Raw genomic sequence first — 23185 nt, forward strand, 5'->3', positions numbered from 1 at the left:
GGAACAGGGATACTGATGATGTTGCGAAAACTCGCAGTCAGCCTTGCAGTGGCAGGGATTATAGGCGCGTCTAATGCTAATGCACTTGGTTTAGGCGAAATAAAAATTAATTCGGCACTTAATGAGCCTCTCAATGCAGAGATCAAACTTCTTCAGGTGAGGAAGCTAGGTCCACTACAAATACAGCCTAGGATGGCTGATATTGATGAGTTTGCATTGGCAGGACTTTCTAAGTCGCGATTTCTTACTGATGTTAGCTTTCAAGTAAAAGTTAACCCTGATGGCACGGGTATGATAACCATGCGATCAGCGAGGCCCGTAAAGGAACCTTTTCTTAACTTCTTAGTTGAAGTGAATTGGCCTAATGGACGTCTAGTTAGGGAATATACACTCCTACTTGATCCGCCAGTATTTGATCCTACGCCTGTTCGTAAGACAGTGCAGCCATCTGCGTCTTCTTCTACTAGCAGTGCTTCAAAGCAAACAAAACCTGCTAATACAAGTTCAAACACTAATAACTATCGAGCAACTGACGGTAAAGTTCGGGTTGGTAAGAATGACACGCTTTGGTCAATAGTTATTAAGCATCGTCCGAGCGAGAGCGTCTCTGCAAAAAAGATGATGATCGCTTTGCAGAAAAAAAATCCTAAGGCCTTTGTTGATAATAATATTAACGGATTAAGGTCTGGTGCGGTTTTAACTCTACCTACATTAGATGAAATCAATCGTCTAAATGAGCAAGACGCTGCTCTAGAGGTGGTTCGTCAAGCATCTCAATGGAAAAATAAGACGGCACCTAAAGCAGAAGCGGCTGCCGTAGCACCGATCGATGAGTCGAAAGAAAAGCCGGCCCCAGATAAAGAGACTGGAACGGATCAACCGGATCCAGTGCCGGAAGATGAAAAGTCTGCCGAATTAAAGATTGTTACACCTAAAGAAACGCTTGAGCCTGAAGACGGCGTAGCTACTGATCAAGCAAAAGCTGAGTCGGATTCGGCACCAGAAGAAGTGCTGCCTGAAGCTCAAGATGCGATCGATGATGAAACTCTAGCGCTGAGTGAGCGTAACGAAGAGTTAGAGGCGCGCTTAAGTGAATCTTTAGAGAATGTAGATCGGATTACACGTGAAAACGTAGAGCTGAATGAGCGACTAGATGCTATTCAGTATGAGCTGGAAAAGCTTCGTGAGATGCTTGAGCTTAAAGATAATGAGCTAACAGTCCTGCAAAACAAGGTTGTCGCTGCTGAAGCGGCACCTAAACCGGCACCCGAAAAGAAAGGTTTCTTCAGCTCCCCGCTAATGCTAGGGGGAATTGGTGCGGCAGTTGTTGCGTTATTAGCCGGCTTACTATTCTTTATGCGTCGCCGTAAAGAGGAAGATTCAGACCCCGCTGATGATAGTGCATTGATGCAGGTTCCAGATGAATTGAATAGTGCTCCAGAAGAAGAACTCGCAGTTGAGCCTGAATCAGAGGATGAGCCTGAGCTTGAAGAGGTTGCGGAAGAACTGGATATAGGGGATGAAGCGGATCTACTTGAAGATTCTGATTTAGAACTAGGTGACAGCAATGATTTAGACGATTTAGATGATCTAGATCTTGATATGGACATGGATTTAGATCTGGAAGAAGATCCTGCTGGGGACGTACTGCCGGTAGTTGAATCTGAGAGTGGGCCTGATGATCTGGATGATATCTTAGACGATGATGAATTCGATTTAGGTTTAGATGATGATCTTATCGAAGAAGATACTACATCAGAAAGTGAACCTGATGCTTTAGATGATATATTAGGTGAAACTAACGAAGAATCTGATGATCTTGATGATATTTTAGGCGAGGTTGATGATTCAGATACTGCTGTAGATGATTCAGATATCGATTTAGAATTGGATGATATCGACTTTGATATGGGTGATGAGGCGGATGTTATTGATGCGCCAGAGGAGTCTGTTGATGAGCAAGCTGAGTTAGCTGATGATGGATTAGATTTCGTTGTAGAACCTACTGCGAAAGATTCTGCAGAAGAGAGTGATAGCGAAGCTGATGAATTAGATACCTTGTTAAATTCAGTGTCTTCTGAAGATATAGATGAGCTTAATGAAGCTGCAGAGCAGACGGATGAAGATGATCTTGATTCTATTCTTGGTGAGCTGGATGAAGTCGATACGGATTCCTCTGATATAGAGCTAGATTCCTCCGCTGAATCAGATGCAGAAGCTGATCTTGAGGCTATGTTAGCGGCCAATGAAGATCCTGATGATCAGCCAATGGAAGGCTTAGTCGATATTGATGAGTCAGTAGAGGATGATTCTACTGATGATGATTTAGAGGCGTTGCTGGCTTCAGTTGAGAACGATTCTGATGAGCTGGGTGATTCAGAGCTTGAAGAACTAAATAAGGAAGATGCTGCTTCTGAACTGGATGCCATGCTTGATGATTTAGATGCGGGTGATCTAGCAATGGATTCTTCTGAGACTGCTTCGCTGGTTGATGATGAAGAGCTGGTCGTTGAAGATGAAGGTTTAGAGTCAGGCGTTGCTGATGAATTAGAAGCAGATCTAGATTCAGAGTTAGAAGCTCTATTGAATAGTAGTGATGATATCGAGCTGGAAGAACTTGCAGCTGAGGATGACGATGTGTCAGAAGATGAAGATTTTGACGAATTAGCAGGTTTGAACCTGTTAGAAGGTGCGGATGAAGTTGAAACTAAACTTGATCTAGCGCGTGCGTATATGGATATGGACGATCTTGATGGCGCTAAAGATATCCTTGAAGAGATTGTTTCTGAAGGGAATGAACAGCAGAAAGCTGAGGCTGAAGCGCTGATTACATCCATTAACGAAAAGTAGTATGTCAAAGAAAAAGAATAATGGGCCTGCGGGCCCTTCTCAAGGGGCGATTTCGATCGCCCCTTATCGTTATGCCTTGTGCGTTGAATATTCGGGTGCCGCCTATAGAGGGTGGCAGATTCAAAAAGAAGAGGACGTTCCCAGTATTCAGGAAGAGGTGCAAAAGGCGCTTTCAAAAATAGCAGATTCTCCTATCAGCGTCGTTTGTGCGGGCCGTACAGATGCTAGAGTGAATGCGACTTATCAAATTATCCACTTTGATAGCCCGATTGAACGGGCTGATCGAGCATGGGTAATGGGAACTAACAGCTACCTCCCTGAAGATATTGCAATCCAGTGGGCGACGCCGGTGAGTTCGACGTTTCATGCAAGGTTTTCAGCTTTGGAGCGCCGTTATAGGTACTTGATTTACTGTAATTCGGTTAAGCCTGGGATAATGCCCCGTGGTGTAACATGGACCTATAAAGATCTAGATGTTGCTAGAATGGCTGAAGCGGCTCAGTATTTGATTGGTGAACATGATTTTACCTCTTATAGAGCTGTTGGCTGCCAAGCTAAGAGTCCTATACGTACCGTGAAGCAGTTTGAAGTCTATCAATCAGGTCATTTAATTGTTTTGGACGTCTGTGCTAATGCCTTTTTGCATCATATGATACGCAATTTTGCAGGGGTTCTTATGTCGGTGGGTAGTGGTGAGGCAGAGCCGATCTGGGCAAAAGAGGTTTTAGAAGCAAAGGATCGACGCAAAGGAGGGGTGACTGCGCCTCCTTTCGGGCTTTATTTTGTGGATGCAAAGTATCCTGATGAGTTTGCTCTACCAAAATCCAAAATAGGTCCGTTTTTCCTGTCATAGTTGACTGACGTAAAGCGATGCAATCTGATAAGATCTGCACTCAATGACTTTTTCATGTGAAATTTCAGCTAGTGAATAGAACGCGCGTTAAAATATGTGGCATTACTCGTCTTGAAGATGCTTTAGCAGCGGTTAGCTCAGGTGCTGATGCGTTAGGCTTTGTTTTTTATGCAAAGAGCCCGCGTGCCATTGAGCCGGAGGCCGCTGCGGCTATTATTAGGCAGCTCCCCGCCTTTGTAACGACGACAGGGTTATTTGTTAACGCTGATGCCGCATACATTGATCTAGTTATTAAACAAACACGTATAGATTTACTGCAATTTCACGGTGATGAGACTCCAGATTTTTGCAATAGCTTTTCTCGACCTTATATAAAAGCGTTGCGTATGAAACCGGGTCTCGATCTAGATGTAGAGTCTCATAAATACGCTGAAGGTCAGGCTATTTTATTGGATGCATACCGCCCCGGTGTTCCCGGTGGCACAGGTGAAGTATTTGATTGGGATCTGATCCCTAAAATACATCCATCGCCAATTATATTGGCAGGAGGATTAACCTGTGAAAATGTTGCGCAAGCAGTAAGCGCTGTTCAGCCATTTGCCATTGATGTCAGTGGTGGTGTTGAGCAGAGTAAAGGCATTAAAGATGCCGTTAAAATTGATAAGTTTATAAATGAGGTAACCCGTGCCAACTAATATCGATCTTAAAGCACTTGCTCAGTTGCCCGATAGTAAAGGCCATTTTGGCCCTTACGGTGGGCGTTTCGTTTCCGAAACTCTAATGGCTGCGCTTAAGCAGTTAGAAGAAACTTATGAAAAGTTGTGGCGAGATCCAGCGTTTCAGGAAGAGTTTGACCGCGACCTTGCTCATTATGTAGGCCGCCCTTCACCTCTTTATCATGCGTCGCACCTGTCTGATAAGGTGGGCGGCGCTCAGATCTATCTGAAACGTGAAGATTTGAACCATACGGGTGCTCATAAAATTAATAATACGATTGGCCAGGCATTACTGGCTAAGTTTACCGGTAAACCGCGTGTAATTGCAGAGACTGGAGCGGGGCAGCATGGTGTTGCGACTGCAACGGTTGCTGCGCGCCTAGGCCTTGAGTGCAAAGTATATATGGGTGCTGAAGATGTTCAGCGACAGTCACTTAATGTTTATCGTATGAAGCTTCTTGGTGCAGAAGTGATTGCTGTCGAGTCAGGCACTCGTACACTGAAAGACGCCATGAACGAAGCGATGCGCGACTGGGTAACTAATGTTGATGATACATTTTATATTATCGGCACTGCTGCAGGCCCTCATCCTTATCCCAAGCTTGTGCGTGACTTCCAATGCGTTATTGGACGTGAAGCGCGTCAGCAATGTTTGACGCAAATAGGCCGTTTACCGGATGCTTTGGTTGCTTGTGTGGGTGGTGGCTCAAATGCAATAGGTCTGTTTCATCCATTTATCGAAGATGCTGATGTTAAAATGTTTGGTGTTGAAGCGGGTGGTTACGGTATCCAAACGGGTCAGCATGCCGCTCCCCTATCAGCAGGTAGCCCCGGTGTCTTACATGGTAATCGTACTTACTTAATGTCCGACGATGCCGGTCAGATTATTGGTACACATTCAGTATCCGCGGGTTTGGATTATCCGGGTGTAGGGCCAGAACATTCCTATCTTAAGGATATAGGCAGAGCTGTTTATGTAGATGCTACAGATGATGAAGCGATGGATGCTTTCCGTGCCTTGACACGTATAGAAGGTATAATGCCCGCCATTGAATCTAGCCATGCGGTAGCTTATGCAATGAAATTGGCAAAAGAGATGGATAAGGATCAGACCATTGTGGTCAACCTATCTGGTCGTGGTGATAAAGATATTCATACGGTCGCACAGATCGATGGCATCAATATCTGATTTGTGCGAGGGAACTGAATTATGAGTCGTATAAGTACTAGCTTTGAAAAGCTAAAATCGGAAGGGCGCAAAGCGCTCATTCCTTATGTAACCGCAGGCGATCCTGCACCGAGTGTAACAGTAGGCCTTTTACATGGTTTAGTTGAAGCGGGTGCTGATATAATTGAATTAGGAGTGCCTTTCTCTGATCCTATGGCTGATGGCCCTGTCATTCAATTAGCTTGCGAGCGTGCATTACAGCACAATACTCGTTTGCTTGATGTCTTGGACATGGTAGCGGAGTTTCGTAAACAAGATACCGTTACGCCGATTGTCTTAATGGGCTATTTGAATCCTATAGAGATCATAGGTTACAAACGCTTTGCGGACGAAGCGAAAAAAGCGGGTGTTGATGGTGTATTAACGGTTGATCTGCCGCCTGAAGAGTCTGATAACTTTAATCAGATCATGCGGGCGCATGGCATAGATACCATTTATTTAATCGCACCTACTACTGAAGATGAACGTATTAAATATATCTGCGAAAATGGCAGCGGTTACCTTTATTATGTTTCAGTTAAAGGTGTCACTGGATCGGCTTCACTGAATGTTCAGGAAGTAGCCGATAAGCTAGAAGATATTCGTCAATATACAGATATACCATTAGGTGTTGGCTTTGGGATAAAAGATGCCGATTCTGCAAAAGCTGTTTCTGCAGTAGCTGATGGTGTGATAGTCGGCAGTGTTTTGGTGAATAAGATCGCAGATCTAGTGAAAGAGCATGGGCAGATAGCGCCGCAAGTATCTGCAATTATAAAAGATATGCGTATTGCAATGGACAGCTAATTAGGGTTTTAAAAAATGAGTAACTGGCTGGAAAAAATCGTTCCTTCTCTGGTACGTTCAGAGAAAAAACGTTCAAATATTCCTGAGGGACTTTGGAAAAAGTGCCCAAAGTGTGAATCTGTTCTGTATCGTCCAGAATTAGAGAAAAACCTGAATGTTTGTCCTAAATGTGATCATCACATGCGTCTTCATGCGCGTCGTCGCTTGGAGTTGTTTCTGGATGAAGCTAATCGCCAAGAGATCGGTGTTGATATTGAGCCTATTGATCGCTTGAAATTCAGAGACTCAAAAAAATATAAAGATCGTTTAGCCGCCGCTCAAAAAGCGACAGGGGAGAAAGATGCCCTGATTGCCATGCGCGGTGAGCTCGAAGGTATGCCAATTGTAGCCGTGGCTTTTGAGTTCAGCTTTATGGGTGGCTCTATGGGAGCGGTTGTGGGTGAACGTTTTGTTCGTGCAGCTAATATTGCTCTTGAAGAGAATATACCTTTTATTTGCTTTTCTGCCTCAGGTGGGGCACGTATGCAGGAAGCGCTGTTTTCTCTTTTCCAGATGGCAAAAACGAGTGCTATTCTTGAGAAGCTGCGCTTGCAAGGCACACCTTACTTGTCAGTGTTAACTGATCCGGTTTATGGTGGTGTTTCCGCGTCTCTGGCAATGTTGGGCGATCTAAATATTGCTGAGCCTAAGGCGCTAATGGGCTTTGCTGGACCGCGTGTAATAGAGCAAACCGTACGTGAAAAACTACCAGAAGGTTTTCAGCGTAGTGAGTTCCTATTAGAGCATGGTCAAGTGGATATGATTATTAATCGCAGTGAAATGCGATCAGGCCTATCCAGAATTTTGCGCAAGTTTGTGCATGAGAGTCCTGTACCTATAGTTGAGACTGTTGAAGGAGAGGTAGTTTCTGATGCGGAAATACCACCTTCACCTGTTAATGACTAAGTATTAGCAATAATCTTAATGGCCGACGTGAAAACGCCGGCCATTTTAGTTTTCTATCACTAAGTAGTTATGAATCAAACGGCGAAAAATTTTACTCTGACTGAATGGCTTGCATGGATGGAAAGTTGCCATCCTTCTGAAATTGAGCTTGGGTTAGAACGTATTAAAACGGTTGCTAATTCATTAGCTATAGACCTTTCCGCTTCCAAAGTAATTACTATTGCTGGAACTAACGGTAAAGGCTCTACAGTCAGCTATCTTGATTCAATTTATCACAAGGCAGGTTACTCTGTCGGGTGTTTTACCTCCCCTCATTTTCTTCATTATAACGAACGAGTTAAAATAGACGGTGTGAATGCATCTGATAGTTTGCTTTGTTCTGTCTTTGCAAGAATAGATAACGCTCGGGGTCAAATACCTTTGACCTATTTTGAGTTTGGTGCTTTAGCGGCCTTGCTTATTTTTTCTGACTTAAAACTTGATTTGGTACTTCTAGAAGTTGGGTTGGGTGGGCGCTTAGATGCTGTCAATATAATCGATGCAGATGTTGCGGTGGTAACGACTGTTGCGCTCGATCATATAGATTGGCTGGGCGATAATAGAGAGGATATCGGCAGAGAAAAAGCAGGTATATTTCGATCATCTAGGCCTGCAGTTTGTGGTGATCTTAATCCTCCGTTATCAGTATCTTCCGTTGCGAATGAGCTAGACGCTCAGTTATTTCAGTCAGGAAAAGAGTTCTCTTATACGCAGGAAATGGATAGTTGGTCGTGGCAAGGACTATCTTCAGTAGGAGAAAAGCTGTTTATCCATAATATTCCTCTGCCCCATTTACCTATTCAAAATGCCGCGACAGTTTTACAAGTCATTCAATGTGTAGGTCTGAAGGTGGATGAAGAAGTTATTCGTTCAGGTATAGGTACAGCTACCTTAACCGGACGAATGCAGTTAATAGAAGTAGGTAATACACGTTATTGGTTAGATGTTGCACATAATCCTGAAGCTGCTGAACTTTTAAGTCAAAAAATTGAATCTATGACAGGTGAGGTAACTCTAGTACTCGGGATGCTTGCAGATAAAGATTGTCGTCAAGTGATTGAGTTGTTGGCACCTAAGGTTGATTGTCTCTATTTTGTTGATCTAAATGTACCTAGAGGCCAAAAAGCTTCAGCGTTAGCCGAGTTTCTTCCTAGCAATACGCCGGTAAAGCAGTTTTCCACTGTAGCTGATGCTTTAAATCTATTTAAAAATAACCACAACAGGTCTGGTGATGTTATTATTGCCGGATCGTTTTTTACTGTCAGCGCTGCGCTGGCCGCATTAGGAAAGGAAGAGTAAATGCAGCAAAAAATTAAATATCGGCTGACAGGGTTAGCTGTGATTTTAGTCTCCGCTGTTATTGTTTTTCCTATTTTTTTTGATGGGGCTGGCTATCAAGAACGTCATCTCACATCTGAAATACCAGAAGCGCCCGAACGTCCAGAAATTGTACGAATTCAACCTCAGAATCAAGCATTACCCGATACATCATTAGCTGCGGAACCAATGTCACCAGTACCTTTGCCTAAAGCACCGGAGAATGTACAAAAAGTGATAGATAAAGAAGCCGCAGACCATAAAATCGACATCGATATTCATAAAGAACAACCTGTTTTAGATCAACAAGGCGTGCCAGTTGCTTGGACTTTACAATTAGCTAGTTTTAAAGATGAAGCTAATGCAAAAGGTTTACGCAAACAATTGATCGCCGAAGGACATAAAGTTTTTACCCGAAAGCAGGGTGATTTAGTCAAAGTGTATGTTGGACCTGAGTTCCAAAAGTCTAGATTAGAAGCACTTAAATTGAAGTTAAAAACTGACTTCGGACTTAATGGTATTATTGTTCGCTTTACGACGCAGTAAGAATACGTTTAGTGGTGTTAGAAACTCTGATAAAATGCGCGCAATTTTACATTGAGCAGTGGATATGAATTGGGCTGACTGGACTATCTTAACGATTATAGGGATTTCAAGCTTATTTAGTTTGAAACGAGGCTTTGTCCGTGAGGCGTTATCACTGATTACTTGGGTTTCTGCGTTTGTAGTGGCTCGATTGTTTAGTCAATCACTGTCTTTTTTACTCGAACCTTATATTCAGACACCATCAGTACGTTTGGCCGCAGCCTTCGCTATTCTTTTTATAGCGGCACTAATTGTTGGGGCTTTGGTCAATAAGTTGATAGGGGTTCTTGTCGAAGCGACAGGCCTTTCGGCAACCGACCGGATTTTAGGTATAGGTTTTGGTGCAGCAAGAGGCGGTTTAATTATCGTAGCAATTGTTGCATTGATTGGAATGACTCCAGCGATCAATGATCAATGGTTTAAGGAATCGCAGTTGATTCCACATTTCTTATTAATGGAAGCATGGACGAAAGATGTAGCGGGCGATGTTGGCCGCATGATCTGGAATGCGGGACGCTAAATTTCTTTAGTTTGCACTTTGAGGTGAGTTTTAATGTGCGGGATTGTTGGCATTGTAGCCAAATCTAATGTGAACCAGACTATTTTTGATGCCCTAACTGTATTGCAGCACCGGGGTCAAGACGCAGCAGGCATGGTAACTTGTGAGGGAAACCGTTTCTTTTTGCGTAAAGACAATGGCTTGGTGAACGAAGTATTTCGTACCCGCCATATGAAACGTCTGGCAGGGAATGTGGGTATAGGCCATGTTCGGTATCCAACCGCAGGAAGTTCTAGTTCTGCAGAAGCACAACCGTTTTATGTTAATTCACCTTATGGGATAGCACTTGCCCACAATGGTAATCTAACTAATGCGGAAGATGTTGCAGAACAGATGTTCCGTGCAGACCTTCGTCACATCAATACCACGTCAGATTCTGAAGTACTGTTAAATGTTTTAGCTCACGAGCTGCAACTTCAAGGTAAGTTGAAACCACAAGCGGATGATATGTTTGCTGCGGTTCAGCGTGTGCATGAACGTTGTAAAGGTGGTTACGCTGCGGTTGCGTTGATCACCGGCTATGGCATGTTAGCGTTTCGAGATCCTCATGGTATCCGCCCTTTGATCTATGGTAAGCGTGAAACTAAGAGTGGGACTGAATATATGGTTGCTTCAGAGAGTGTAGCACTAGATATTTCAGGTTTTGAGCGTGTTCGCGATATCGCACCGGGTGAAGCGATCTATATTGATATGGATGGCAATGTATTCACTCAGCAATGTGCGGAAAAGACCAAGCTAGCACCATGTTTGTTTGAATATGTGTACCTAGCACGTCCTGATTCAATAATGGATGAGGTCAATGTACATGTTTCTCGTATGCGAATGGGCAAAAATTTAGCCGATAAAATTATTCGTGAAAGACCTGATCATGATATTGATGTCATTATTCCTATCCCTGATACCAGTCGTACATCGGCGATGGAGATGGCGAAAGAGTTAGGTGTTACTTTCCGCGAAGGTTTTATCAAAAACCGGTACATTGGCCGCACTTTTATCATGCCTGGCCAAGTTCAGCGTAAGAAATCAGTACGTCGAAAACTGAACCCAATTGGTATGGAATTTAAAGACAAAGTTGTAATGTTAGTGGATGACTCTATTGTTCGCGGCACGACTTCTAGTCAAATTGTTCAAATGGCTCGTGATGTTGGGGCTAAGAAAGTTTATTTTGCATCAGCTGCGCCTCCAGTTAAATATCCAAATGTCTACGGTATTGATATGCCAGCGGCTGAAGAGCTTATTGCACATGGTCGAACAGATGAAGAGATTGGTAAAAAGATTGGTTGTGATTGGATGATCTATCAAGAACTAGATGATCTGAAAAAGTCAGTTTCCGATGGTAATCCAAAAATTACTGCGTTTGATACCTGTGTTTTTGACGGTCAATACGTTGCCGGTGATATTGATGCTGGTTATTTGAAACGCTTAAAAGCTGCCCGTAAAGACTCTGCTAAAGGCAAGAATAAACAGGCGGGTAGTAATGAGTCTTCAAACCTATGCAGTAAAATAGATTAAGAGGCGCTATTAATGTCTATTTCTGATTATGAACGTGCAGAGCGTATTCAATTTGATCCTGAAGGATATGATTTGGGTACCTTGGCTGTGCGCGCAGGTCAGCATCGCTCCCTTGAAGGGGAGCATAGTGATCCTATCTATCCTACCTCTAGTTTTGTATTTTCAAGCGCACGTGAGGCCGCTGCACGTTTTGGTGGAGAAGAGGAGGGGAATATCTACTCTCGTTTTACCAACCCAACAGTGCAGTTTTTTGAAGAACGGATTGCTGCCCTTGAGGGGGGGGAGCGCGCAGTAGCTACATCATCCGGCATGGCCGCTATTTTAAGCACTTGCCTCGCGCTAATGAAAGTGGGGGATCATGTTGTATGCTCCCGGAGCGTGTTTGGGTCAACGGTATCTCTTTTTGAGAAATACCTATCTCGGACGGGTATTACTACGACATTTGTTGATCCAACGGATCTTCGATGTTGGGAAGATGCAATTACAGAGAATACCAAAATTCTATTTTTGGAAACGCCCTCAAATCCACTGGCTGAGTTAACCGATATTTCAGCTGTGGCCGAGATTGCCCATAAGCATGATGTTTTGTTGGTTGTGGATAACTGCTTCTGTACACCGGTTCTTCAGCAACCGCTAAAACAGGGGGCTGACATCATTATTCATTCAGCGACTAAGTACCTTGATGGACAAGGGCGTTGTGTGGGTGGTGTAGTTGTTGGCGCGCAGAAAGAGATGGAAGAGGTGTTTGGCTTTATCCGTACTGGCGGTGCTTGTATGAGCCCCTTCAATGCTTGGGTCTTTCTAAAAGGCTTAGAAACATTGAAAATTCGTATGGATGCCCATTGCCGTAATGCTCTTGAGATCGCTAACTGGCTCGAAGAGCAGACGGGTGTTGAACGTGTATTTTACTCTGGATTAGAGAGCCACCCTCAGCATGAGCTAGCTAAAAAACAGCAATCAGGTTTCGGTGGCGTGCTTTCATTTGAAGTTAAAGGTGGTCAAGAGGCTGCTTGGCGCTTTATTGATGCGACCACTATGGTATCGATCACTGGGAACTTAGGTGATGTGAAAACTACGATTACTCATCCCTCTACGACAACTCATGGACGTATGAGTGAAGAGGATCGTGTTTCCGCGGGTATTCATCAAAACCTTATACGTTTGTCAGTAGGTATTGAAGACATCGATGATATAAAGGCGGATATGCAACGGGGTTTAGCTGCGCTCTAGCTTGTTGTAATATCGATAATAAGGGCCCGCCAAGAGCGGGTTTTTCATTATATGAAAGTATATTTTCTTTCAATTGACGGTGAATGGATTACTCAATAATTCGTTTAAGTGGATTGGGAGCCAATTTTTTAGCCCAATCTAATAAATTCTATAGTTTAAAACATCTTATCTTGTTTACTTTGAAGTACCTTTGTTAATAGCAGCTATAATGTAGTGGTTTCCAGTGATTTTACCTGTAATTATATTTTGAAAATTATTCTCGCGCCGATGGAAGGCGTTGTTGATTACACAATGAGAGATTTGCTGACTCAGATAGGCGGCATTGATCAATGTGTTACTGAGTTTGTCCGTGTAAGTGATCGTGTGTTGCCGGCAAAGGTTTTTAGGCGTTTGTGTCCTGAACTGCTTAATGGTGGTAAAACAAGAGCGGGGACGCCCGTGGCATTACAGTTGCTTGGCAGTGATCCTTCGGTATTAGCGGGTAATGCGCGCAAAGCGGCTAAGCTTGGGGCACCTAGTATAGACCTTAACTTTGGTTGTCCGGCTAAAACAGTTAATAAAAGTAAAGGAGGGGCTGTTTTACTTGATACCCCTGAACTTATTTATGAAATTGTTAAAGCCGTTCGAATAGCCGTACCGAGTGATACCCCAGTGACGGCTAAAATGCGTTTGGGGAACAAAGATAAATTCTTAGCAATGGAAAATGCACAGGCGATTGAAGAGGCTAAAGCTGATGGCTTAACTGTGCATGCGCGGACTAAGCTTGAGGGTTATCGCCCACCTGCTCACTGGGAATGGATAAGGCTTATCAAGGAGGAGATTAGTATCCCTGTAACCGCCAATGGTGAAGTCTGGAATTGGCAGGATTATCAAAAATGTAGAAATATTAGTGGCTGTGATGATGTGATGATTGGACGAGGGTTGATCGCTAAACCAGACTTAGGAAAAGTCATAAAGCATCATCAAGCGGATGAAAATGTTAAAGCATTAGATTGGCAGGAAATACTCCTGATTGTGGACAGATATTTAGATCGGGTTGAGCAGGATATTGCCGCTAAATATGTACATGGTCGTGTGAAACAATGGCTATATCACTTGCAGAGAGAATACACTGAAGCAGAGGTTTTGTTTGAAAAAATCAAAAAAATTAAGGAACCTTCTTTACTAAAGCTTGCCTTATATGGCTTGTTTGAATAACCATTCAAAAAATTGTGGAGATGTAAAAAATGGGATCTTGGATTAGACCAGCAGTAAAACTGATGGGTAGCATGAAATACCCAGCAAAGTTCACTATTGTTAGTGTCCTTTTTCTGATTCCGTTGATATTAACGGTTGTTTTGTACTGGCAGGAGTTGAGTCGCAGTATTAACTTAACTCAGTCAGAATTACGTGGCATCGAGATTATTCAGCTGACCGAACCTTTAGTTGTGAATATAGGTCAACATCGTGGGCTGACCAATGCATTTTTAAATGGTAATACAGCAGTAGAAAGTAAAGTTTTAGATCGTCGCGCTAAAGTTGATGCGGCACTGTCTAATCTGATAGCAGGATCAACAGATGTCAGCCCGAAGACACAAGAGATTCTTGCTGACTTAGATATACATTGGCAGAACCTGATCGCTAATATTAACAATCAATCTCCAGCTGAGAACTTTGAATTGCATAACGAATTCTCTGCCAAAGTACGAGATTTCAATCATATTTTGTTGCGTGAGTTTTCTTTAGAGTTGGATCCTAGCGCTAGTAATACTTATTTAATTGATAATGTTGCGGTGTTTTTACCGTTAATTATCGATGAAACAGGCCAGTTGCGTGGCAAAGCAGCGGGTGTTGCAGCAAGGGGGGCTTTCACACCAGATACATTTATTTATCTAAATAATGTTATTGGTCATTTGGATGAAGTATATCCAGCTTTGCGCATTGGATTAGATATGCCTGAATTATCATCTATGGCTGATGACATTAAGGCTGCAAAAGATGGGATCCGAGATTATATTAGTTATATCCATCAACACGTAATAGAACCCGATAACTTGACGGTGGATTCCAATAAAGTCTTTGCCGAAGGTACTGCAGCCATTCAGAAAGTTCTGAGTTTATATCAAAGTATGCTACCCACCTTATATGAGAAAGAGAATGCTTATTTAGAGAAGCAGATTTTTAGTCGTAATTTAATTTTGGCCGTTATCATTATTACCATTTTTTTAGCTTTTTACCTGTTCCTTGGTTTTTATCGCTCAACGATTCAAACAATGCATGAGTTTAAAGATATATCTGAAAAGCTGGCAAATGGCGACTTATCTGCGCGCTTAGATTATCAAGGTAAAGATGAAATGGGAGCCATATCGGCAGGGATGAATAAAGTCGCTGATGGTTTCGAAGTTTTAGTGCGTGAGGCGCAACGGGCGACTGATCTTGTGGCAAGTAATTCAAAACATTTAGTGAGTGAAGCATCTGAAACACGTGATGGTGTTGCGCGACAAAAAGAAGAAATCGCACATATAGCGGATGGTGTAGGCGATTTATCTGCAAGTGCTTCTGAAATAGCACAAAATACAAGTATGGCTTCTACTACAGCTCAAGGTGTTGAAAGCATTGCTTCAGAAGGGCTATCAGTTGTGCAAAAAACCACAGCGTCATTTACTCAGTTATCGAATGAGGTTAGCAGCACAAGTGAAGTTATTAGCGAATTAGATCAAGATGTGCAAAATATTCATGCTGTTTCAGGTGTGATTAGTGAGATTGCAGATCAAACAAATTTACTCGCACTTAACGCTGCGATTGAAGCTGCGCGCGCGGGGGATCAAGGGCGAGGTTTTGCTGTTGTTGCTGACGAGGTTAGAACACTAGCCCAGCGGACACAGGAATCTACCGGTGAAATTCGTGAAACGCTAAGTAAATTGCAAGATTGTGCAACCCGCGCAGTCGCTATGATGGAGCGTACAACGGGTTCAGTTACCGAAAATGTATCCGAAATGGCTCGAACCAGTGATGTCTTGCATGAGATAAACAATGCCCTGTCTGATATGAATATAATGAACACTGGTATCGCATCCGCAGCAGAAGAGCAAAGCGGTTTGGTTAATGATTTACATAACAACTTAGCTGCTATTAGTGATGTGGCGAATAATTCAGAGAGAGCTGCAAAGAATACCTCTAGCCTAGCTGAAGAGATGTCTCTATCTGCATCCGATCTTGAGCGTGCTTTAGCGCGCTTTTCTCGGCGTTAACGAGTATTTAGGTATTTTTATTAAGTCCGTTGTTAATTACTTCGGGTTTTTTCGTATTTAAAGATAAGTAACAGGTTGTACTTAAGTTAATTAAATTGAATGTAGATTATATTGCGTAAAAGGCCATGAATATTGATAAACGTATAGAAATTATTCAAGGCGATATTACCCGTCTACAGGTTGAAGTCATTGTTAATGCTTGGTGATTGCCCTACTGGTGCAGCACGATTAACTAAGAGCTACAACCTCCCCGCAGCTTTTGTCATTCATACTGTCGGTCCCATCTGGTATGGATGGAAATGAGGCAGATCTCTTAGCCCAGAGTCATCTACCCTGTTTAGAGTTGGCGGAAGCTCATCAATTTTTAATGATTGCTTTTCCTGCAATCAGTTGCGGCGTTTATGGTTACTCCTTAGAGGAGACTGCTCTTGTGGCATTAGAGACAACAACTGGTAAGTTAGATTGAATGCCGCATATAGAAAAAGTAATTTTTTGTGTTTTTAGCGATAAAATACAAAAAGCCTATGGGCTGTCAGCTAAAAAGTTGTACATAGGCTCTATTATTCCCCTTTTTTTGTTGAACAGACTATTCCTATCGACACTCCCTCTACTGTAAAAAGAAGTATAGATTTTAAATCAGATAGACTTGTTGAATAGTCTTTTCTATCTATACTTAAAAGACGTAGTTTCTATCTTAGATATTTACCCTAATACAAGGATTGTAACTTTTCACTGTTTCAGCTGTTCTATTTTTATTGCCCTTTATTCTATTGAATAAAGGGCGCTTTTTACTGAATTCTTAATTTTTTTTAGCTTTAAAAAGGAGAGGGAGAAATTATTTTTTACATTATTTCCTCTATAGATTGCACTGGCGCTTCAAACGAGGCGCTATGAGCGATATATCGATGAGGCTATCGGATAATAGAAAGTTATTATTTTTAATCCGTTATACATCTGTTGCTATTGTTTGCGTATTTGCGTTGGTTGCTACACTGGCGGCCATTCAAGACAATCGTATGAAAGCTGTCCGTAGTATCGAAAACCTTAGAAATGAATTGTTAAATCAGCGTAAAGAGCTAGTTAGGTCGCAAGTAAACCAAGTTTATAAACAACTACTCCTTCGGCAATCGAAATTAGAAGCAACCCTGAAAAGCCAAGAAAAAGAGCGAGTTTATGAAGCCTATGCTATAGCTCATCATATCTATGCTAATAACCCAGATAAATCAAAGTCTGAAATGACTAAGCTGATTTCTGAAGCTCTCCGTCCAATAAGTTTTTTTAATGGACGCGGTTATTTTTTTATTCTAGATAACCAAGGAACGGTAGTGATGGATGGTCTTAATCCAAGCCTTGAAAACCAGTCACTATGGAATGTCAAAGATAAAAAAGGTAATTATTTTGCTCGACGGTTGCTTAACATTGTGGATGCTCAAGGAGAAGGTTTTCTGTATTGGACCTTCCCGAAGCAAGATGGCTCCGAAGATAAGCAGTTCGAGAAGCTAGGCTTTGTTCGAGAGTTTGAACCTTATCGTTGGGTTATAGGAGTTAGCGAATATATTGATGATTTTGAACAGGATGCTAAAAAAGACCTGCTCGACTGGTTTACCGGTTATGAGTATGGAGAGGGAGGATATTTCGTCGTACTGGATAAGCAAGGGACGCTCCTATCGCACCATTATAATGATTTTTTAGGTATAGATTTAGCAATAGGCGATAAGCTTAGTGATACTTTGTTTGGTGAAATATCAAAACAAGTTGAGCAGGGAGGAGGCTATGTTAGTTATCAGAAACCACTTACGATTAGTGGAGAAGCCGCGCTTGAACATATAAGTTACGTTCGCGAAGTTAAAGGCTGGGATTGGATTATAGGCACGGGCTTTAACTACAAAACATTTGAAAAGTATCTTAAGAAAAAAGAGAAAGCACTAGCTAAATACAATGATCAAAGCTTAATTCAACTGATCGTTATAGCTGCTGTAGCAATTATTTTGTTGGTTACGGTATCTCTGTACGTCAGCCATTTGATTGCCCGGCGTTTTGAGGCTTTTCAAAAGCGAATTGAGCTAGATTTCTATAGATTACAGAAAGTTAAAGATCAGATGGAACATATGGCTCTACATGATGATTTAACTGGGCTGCCTAATCGGCTTTTATTAACTCAAAAAGTAGAGGCGAGTATTAAATATACCTCTGAGCAAGGGGGAAAGCTCGCAATATTTTTTATCGATATCGATAACTTTAAAAATGTGAATGATCTTTATGGCCATTCAGTAGGGGACCAACTTCTAAGAGAGATTAGCTGCACATTTAAGGCACTTATTACTGAAAAGGACGCTGTGTGCCGATTTGGTGGAGATGAGTTTGTATTTTGTTATTCGAATCTTAAAAACCAAGAGGATGCTCATTTACACGCCAAACGTATACAAAGGGCGTTAGCAGAGCCCTTTATTATAGCTAGTAGAATTATAACGGTTAGCTGTAGTATCGGCGCCACACTATATCCAGACGATAGTAAGGATGTAGGAGTGTTGATTAGTAAAGCAGACACAGTACTTTACCGATCAAAAAATCAGAGACGAGGGCAGATTGTTTTTTATGATGAATCTATCAGTGAGTATATAAAATACTTAATGAATGTGGAGCATGAAGTCGTTAATGCAATAACCAGTGATGAGATATCTGTTTGTTATCAACCCCAGATCGATATAGCAACTAAAAAGCTTGTCAGTGTAGAAGCGCTGGCCCGTTGGAGTAACTCTTATTTGGGAGATGTTCCTCCAGAAACCTTTATTACTGCTGCAGAAGAGACGGGCTTGATACACAGGCTTGGTTTATTTGTGTTAAAAAAGTCTTGTGAAGATATTTACCGGTTTTCTCCTAATGGAAAAGGGGCAATAGGGCTCTCTGTAAATGTCTCGCCTATGCAAGTGTTAGAGCCAGAATTTAGTACGGCGGTTATTGAAATATGTACCCATATAGGGATTGATCCACGTAGAATTACTTTAGAGATTACAGAAAATATTTTTATTCATAAGCTTGATAAAGTCCTACCTGTATTTAATCAACTAAAAGAACAGGGGTTTAGTTTATCACTGGATGATTTTGGTACCGGTTATTCATCGCTTAGTTATATTAATAACTTACCCTTAAGTGAGATAAAAATTGATCGCTCCTTTATTAATAAATTTTTAGAGGGAGGGCAAAGTGACATGCTTGTACGCATGATTATTAGTTTGGGGCATTCGTGTGGAATGACAGTGGTTGCAGAAGGTGTTGAAACGGAGGAACAGTTTGAAAAGTTAGTCGCCTATCAGTGTGATTTGGTACAAGGCTATTATTTTGATCGACCCCTATCAATTGAATCACTTATGGAGCGTTACTCTACTTGATAAAGCATAAATTGTTGAGAAAGGAAATGACTCTGTTTCAAAAAGGCTTCAGTCTCACTTGCAAGAAGCTTTGGATGGCAAAAATGGCCATAATGCTGTCTATGCTCAGTATTTTTCCTAGCCTTTCGTTTTCGGCACCCATTGAGGTAAGCCTTTGGCGTCACCTTGCTAACGAAAAAGAAGTTGATGCCTCTTTAGCAGCAATCAAGCGTTTTAATCAGAGCCAAAAACAGTGGCTGATTGTTCCAGACTTTATTCCAGAGCCTGCCTATAACCAAGTGTTAATTGAAGCGGCTCGGGCAGAAGTGTTGCCATGTATTATTGATATTGATCAGCCTTTGGTCCCTAACTTTGCATGGAATGATGTTATTCGGCCTCTTGATGGGATTATTGATAGGAATCTACTTAATTCGATCAATGCATCGGGTAAGGGAACCTATCAAAAGCACGTTTATTCAGTGGGTCAATTTGATGTTTCGTTAGCGCTATTTACCCGCAAGTCCTTACTTAATAAAGTAGGAGCCAGAATACCTACGCTAGATCATCCTTGGAATAAAAATGAATTAATGGACGTTATTCGCTTAATTAAAGCAACTGGTGAATATGACTATCCATTTGATATGCGTCCCCATGATAAAACTGAGTGGATTACTTACGCTTGGGCTCCTTTAATGTTGTCCTGGGGGGCCGACCTTATTGATCGTGATAACTATACGCAAGTCGATGGTGTATTAAATTCGCCAGAAGCGGTTGAATTTGGTCGATGGATACAGCAGCTTGTTCGTGAAAAGCTTATGGATCCAAACCCTCAAGATGATTTTGGTTTAGTAAAAAGGCGAGTAGGTATACAGCTTAATGGATCTTGGGCATTGCCTTATTATGAAAAATCGCTGGGGGATGATCTTTTAATATTGCCTGTACCGGATTTTGGGCATGGTTCTATTATTGGAGGTGGGTCTTGGCATTGGGCTGTTACTCGGACTTGCTCAAACCTTCCGGCAGCTAAAGCGTTTATAAGTTTTTTGCTGTCGACCGATGAAGTTTTACGAATGACAGGGTCTATAACAGCACAGCCAAGGGAGCTAAAGGAAAAGGCGACAGGGTTATTTCCGACAAGTCGTGAAGCGATCCCTTTAAGTCATTATTATGCAAAAGGCGGGAAATGGAGAATGATTTATGATTATTCTCTGTATTTCGCACACTTAAGGCCTGAAACACCGGCTTATTCTGTTATATCTTCGAGTTATAAAAAAGCGATGACTGATATTTTAGGCGGTATGCCACCTAAAATAGCCTTAGATTTAGCGGTTGAAAATATCGAAGCAGCCATAAAGCGTAATCAATATTATAAGGGACTGTAGTTAGGCCTAATCGATAAAACTTAAATGTAAAGAGGAAGCCAGCCCTTATTAAAGATGGGTTCTCTTAGCTCCTGTTTAACTAAATTTAGCGTCTAATCTTTTGGCTCTACATTAAATCGGTCGATGTCATTAGTGATCTCTACATCAACATTAGGTGAGGGTATTTTGTAATCGTATACACGTTCCCAGCTATCGCTACCGGGAGCTCGTTCCCATACAGTACCTGCATTAAAGGTAACTAGTTCACTGAGTGATGGATCTAAACTACACATTTTTACAACAGGAATAGGGACGAGATTAGATAACTCATCTTCTAAAAACTCTTCAGTCTCATAGCCTGTAAACATTCTCCAACCCGTATCATTAAGGTGCTCAGGCACAGTTTTATACATAAAACGTATAGGCAGTGTTTCTTCAAAGCAGAGTTTTGAAACAAGCGCTAAAAAGCCGTTTTTGGTTTGATTCTTTTCAGAGTCGGTTGAGATAGGCGTGTCTACTTCAGGCGATTTCATAGCGTCTCTTTACTTAAAAATAATCAGCAAAATATTAATTGAGCCTATTCTAAACTTTCAAGCTGAATCAGGCCAGCAGTGGAAAGGTTAAGAAGCAGCTGAGCGAGCTTTTTGGCAATATCTAAGCGTTTCATATGCTGTACAAGCTAAATAAATCTATCTTAACTATAGGGGAAGCGTGATAGAATAAAGCGCTTGTTATGAATCATCTATATCTTCAGGAAAAATGAATGGCCAAGGGTAAGAAATACGACTATCAGGTAGTAGCAGAAGGTGAAACCTGGTCTGTAAAAATTTTGCGACAGGCAAGTGCCCGTAGAATAGTAGTATCAAAACGTCAGGATGGTTTTGAAACTGAAGATGAAGCTAAGGCGTGGGGAGAGTCAGAACTCAAGCAGTTTATGGAGCAGCAGATTGAACGTAATAAACGCAAAGCTGAGCGCCGTGTTGAGCGTGATGAAGCTGAAGAAGCAGCGCAATCTCGCTATGAAGAAGCACAAGCACGTTATGAAGCTTCACGTGTCGAAGACGAGTAAGCTTTCTAAACTTTAGCTTCCACGATCTAGTTTGCTAAGATACAGCTATATAAAAAAAGCCGAGATGAATATTCATTCTCGGCTTTTTTTTATAAGTGATAATTATATAGATGATCCTTAGTAAGAATCGCTATTATTGAAACAGTTGCTTTAAGAGGTCGGTGGTACGTGCTGCAGGATTCTCACGAATTTTTTTCTCTTCTACTGCGAGCATTGTGAATAAACCGTTTAAAGCTTCTTCGGTAACATAGTTATCTAAGTCCACATTTACCTTATCCCCAACGAATGGAATCTCTTTAGCTTCACTGGCTAAGTCGTTGTAGTAACGTGTTGCGCCGACTTGCCCAAGGGATTCTTGAACGGTTGGCTGAAAAAGTTCTCTTAGCTTACCGCTAGTTTTCTCTTTAAAGTACTGAGTAGCAGCATCATCAGAGCCTGAGTAGATCTTTTTCGCGTCATCAAAACTCATCTCTTTTACTGCACCGACAATGAGTTCAGTCGCTTGTGGCGCAGCTTTTTCAGCAGCACGGTTCATACTCTCTTCGAATTCAGTTACTTGACTTTCTAGACCGTATTTTTTAAGTAGTGTAGCAACTTTATTAATGCCGTCTGGTAAAGGTATGCGGATATCTTGGTTGTCTAGATAACCACCGGGCTGGCTAATCTCTTCGATCGCGCGTCGGCTGCCAACCTCAAGTGCTTCTTTTAAGCCGTTAATGACGGTTTCAGTGCTTAGGTTTGTAGTTTGGCCAGATGTACTGCTAGATGTATTACTACCCGTTGCCGTATCTAGAACTTTCTGTTGTACCTCTTCGTCTTGAACTACTTCTTTGAGTTTATCTGCCCAGCCTGCATAAGCAGTTACAGATGTAATTGAAACAGCCAATATTGAAGTGATGAGATATGATTTTTTCATTATGCTTTTTCCTATATCGCAATTGCACTAAGCATATCAGACAAGTACGAATGTAGCCTTAATAGGTTTTAAAATTAGAAATAAGTGTTAATAAAGAGCACGGTTATATTTAGCTGATAGTAGCGCTACTCGGTTCAATTGAATAGGGTGATTTAATGTGTAGAATACTTAGTATCATTTAGCGGAAGCTGCTGACTAGTAATATATTGATTGATTAACGAAGTGAGGACGACCTTACCTCTCAATTATATTGGGGACGACCCCGTCAAGTGAGAGGTTTTATGAATTGGTTTATTCTCGTTCTAGCGGGGTTGCTGGAGATAGGTTGGGCCATCGGTCTGAAATACTCAGAAGGTTTGAGCAAACTGTGGCCTTCGTTAGGGACCATGCTTGCTTTAGTTCTTAGTCTTTTTTTACTCGGTTTCGCAATGAAATCATTACCCGTTGGGACTGCATATGGTGTATGGGTAGGCATTGGTGCGCTAGGAACCGCAGTGCTCGGTATTATTCTATTTAATGAATCAGTAAATATACTTAAGTTAGTGAGCTTAGGCTTTATTTGCTTAGGTATTCTTGGCCTAAAAATGGCTCATTGATAGGCTGTGCTAACAGGTCAGTATT

General features: G+C 41.8%; 19 protein-coding genes and 1 pseudogene. 18 read left to right on the forward strand and 2 right to left on the reverse strand.

Features of this window, described 5'->3' with window-relative positions; translation table 11 throughout:
* The first annotated feature begins 15 nt into the window (after positions 1-15).
* From A3774_RS04945 to A3774_RS05015, 16 genes and pseudogenes are all read left to right on the forward strand, one after another.
* Positions 16-2850, forward strand: coding sequence for a FimV/HubP family polar landmark protein (locus A3774_RS04945; RefSeq protein WP_067864006.1), 2835 nt, complete (start codon positions 16-18; stop codon positions 2848-2850).
* A gap of 1 nt (position 2851) precedes the next feature.
* On the forward strand, positions 2852-3703 hold the full coding sequence (gene truA / locus A3774_RS04950) for a tRNA pseudouridine(38-40) synthase TruA (protein WP_067864009.1): 852 nt from the start codon (positions 2852-2854) through the stop codon (positions 3701-3703).
* A 71-nt stretch (positions 3704-3774) separates the two neighbouring features.
* Complete coding sequence (locus tag A3774_RS04955; protein ID WP_067864150.1) at positions 3775-4398, forward strand: phosphoribosylanthranilate isomerase; 624 nt, start codon at positions 3775-3777, stop codon at positions 4396-4398.
* Complete coding sequence (gene trpB, locus A3774_RS04960) at positions 4388-5608, forward strand: tryptophan synthase subunit beta (RefSeq protein WP_067864012.1); 1221 nt, start codon at positions 4388-4390, stop codon at positions 5606-5608. Before A3774_RS04955 ends, trpB begins: the two co-directional genes overlap by 11 nt.
* A gap of 21 nt (positions 5609-5629) precedes the next feature.
* Positions 5630-6433, forward strand: coding sequence for a tryptophan synthase subunit alpha (trpA, locus tag A3774_RS04965; protein ID WP_067864015.1), 804 nt, complete (start codon positions 5630-5632; stop codon positions 6431-6433).
* Between the two features lie 15 nt (positions 6434-6448).
* On the forward strand, positions 6449-7378 hold the full coding sequence (accD, locus tag A3774_RS04970) for an acetyl-CoA carboxylase, carboxyltransferase subunit beta (protein WP_067864018.1): 930 nt from the start codon (positions 6449-6451) through the stop codon (positions 7376-7378).
* Positions 7379-7447: 69 nt separating this feature from the next.
* Positions 7448-8716: a bifunctional tetrahydrofolate synthase/dihydrofolate synthase gene (gene folC, locus A3774_RS04975; RefSeq protein WP_067864021.1), complete on the forward strand. Its 1269-nt coding sequence runs from the start codon at positions 7448-7450 to the stop codon at positions 8714-8716.
* Positions 8717-9280 (forward strand): SPOR domain-containing protein, encoded by a 564-nt coding sequence (locus tag A3774_RS04980; protein ID WP_067864024.1) that lies wholly within the window; start codon positions 8717-8719, stop codon positions 9278-9280. It abuts the gene before it with no gap.
* A gap of 64 nt (positions 9281-9344) precedes the next feature.
* Positions 9345-9839: a CvpA family protein gene (locus A3774_RS04985; RefSeq protein WP_067864027.1), complete on the forward strand. Its 495-nt coding sequence runs from the start codon at positions 9345-9347 to the stop codon at positions 9837-9839.
* A gap of 33 nt (positions 9840-9872) precedes the next feature.
* Positions 9873-11390 carry an amidophosphoribosyltransferase gene (gene purF / locus A3774_RS04990; protein WP_067864030.1) on the forward strand — a complete coding sequence of 506 codons (1518 nt, stop codon included), beginning with the start codon at positions 9873-9875 and terminating at the stop codon, positions 11388-11390.
* A gap of 12 nt (positions 11391-11402) precedes the next feature.
* The gene (locus A3774_RS04995; RefSeq protein WP_067864033.1) at positions 11403-12620 is read left to right on the forward strand and encodes an O-succinylhomoserine sulfhydrylase; all 1218 of its coding nucleotides are present in this window, start codon (positions 11403-11405) and stop codon (positions 12618-12620) included.
* Positions 12621-12866: 246 nt separating this feature from the next.
* Positions 12867-13817: a tRNA dihydrouridine synthase gene (locus A3774_RS05000; protein WP_067864153.1), complete on the forward strand. Its 951-nt coding sequence runs from the start codon at positions 12867-12869 to the stop codon at positions 13815-13817.
* Between the two features lie 29 nt (positions 13818-13846).
* Positions 13847-15850, forward strand: coding sequence for a methyl-accepting chemotaxis protein (locus A3774_RS05005; protein ID WP_067864036.1), 2004 nt, complete (start codon positions 13847-13849; stop codon positions 15848-15850).
* 195 nt (positions 15851-16045) lie between these two features.
* Positions 16046-16316 (forward strand): annotated as a pseudogene (locus A3774_RS16740) (macro domain-containing protein).
* Positions 16317-16740: 424 nt separating this feature from the next.
* Positions 16741-19239 carry a bifunctional diguanylate cyclase/phosphodiesterase gene (locus A3774_RS05010; protein WP_231867940.1) on the forward strand — a complete coding sequence of 833 codons (2499 nt, stop codon included), beginning with the start codon at positions 16741-16743 and terminating at the stop codon, positions 19237-19239.
* Positions 19240-19322: 83 nt separating this feature from the next.
* Entirely contained in the window at positions 19323-20600 is a 1278-nt protein-coding gene (locus A3774_RS05015) for an ABC transporter substrate-binding protein (RefSeq protein WP_231867941.1), read from the forward strand.
* 92 nt (positions 20601-20692) lie between these two features.
* Here the strand turns inward: A3774_RS05015 and A3774_RS05020 are convergent, their stop codons facing one another.
* Positions 20693-21112 (reverse strand): immunity protein Imm33 domain-containing protein, encoded by a 420-nt coding sequence (locus tag A3774_RS05020; protein ID WP_067864045.1) that lies wholly within the window; start codon positions 21110-21112, stop codon positions 20693-20695.
* A gap of 230 nt (positions 21113-21342) precedes the next feature.
* On the opposite strand from A3774_RS05020, the gene A3774_RS05025 reads away from it, so the two are divergent.
* Positions 21343-21648, forward strand: coding sequence for a DUF3622 domain-containing protein (locus tag A3774_RS05025; protein WP_067864048.1), 306 nt, complete (start codon positions 21343-21345; stop codon positions 21646-21648).
* A 133-nt stretch (positions 21649-21781) separates the two neighbouring features.
* On the opposite strand, the gene A3774_RS05030 is transcribed toward A3774_RS05025, so the two are convergent.
* A complete protein-coding gene (locus A3774_RS05030; RefSeq protein WP_067864051.1) occupies positions 21782-22564 on the reverse strand; it encodes a DUF4197 domain-containing protein in 783 nt (260 codons plus the stop codon).
* A gap of 281 nt (positions 22565-22845) precedes the next feature.
* On the opposite strand from A3774_RS05030, the gene sugE reads away from it, so the two are divergent.
* Positions 22846-23160: a quaternary ammonium compound efflux SMR transporter SugE gene (sugE, locus tag A3774_RS05035; protein WP_067864054.1), complete on the forward strand. Its 315-nt coding sequence runs from the start codon at positions 22846-22848 to the stop codon at positions 23158-23160.
* The last annotated feature ends 25 nt before the right edge of the window (positions 23161-23185 follow it).

The organism is Neptuniibacter marinus, assembly GCF_001597725.1.
GTDB lineage: Bacteria > Pseudomonadota > Gammaproteobacteria > Pseudomonadales > Balneatricaceae > Neptuniibacter > Neptuniibacter marinus.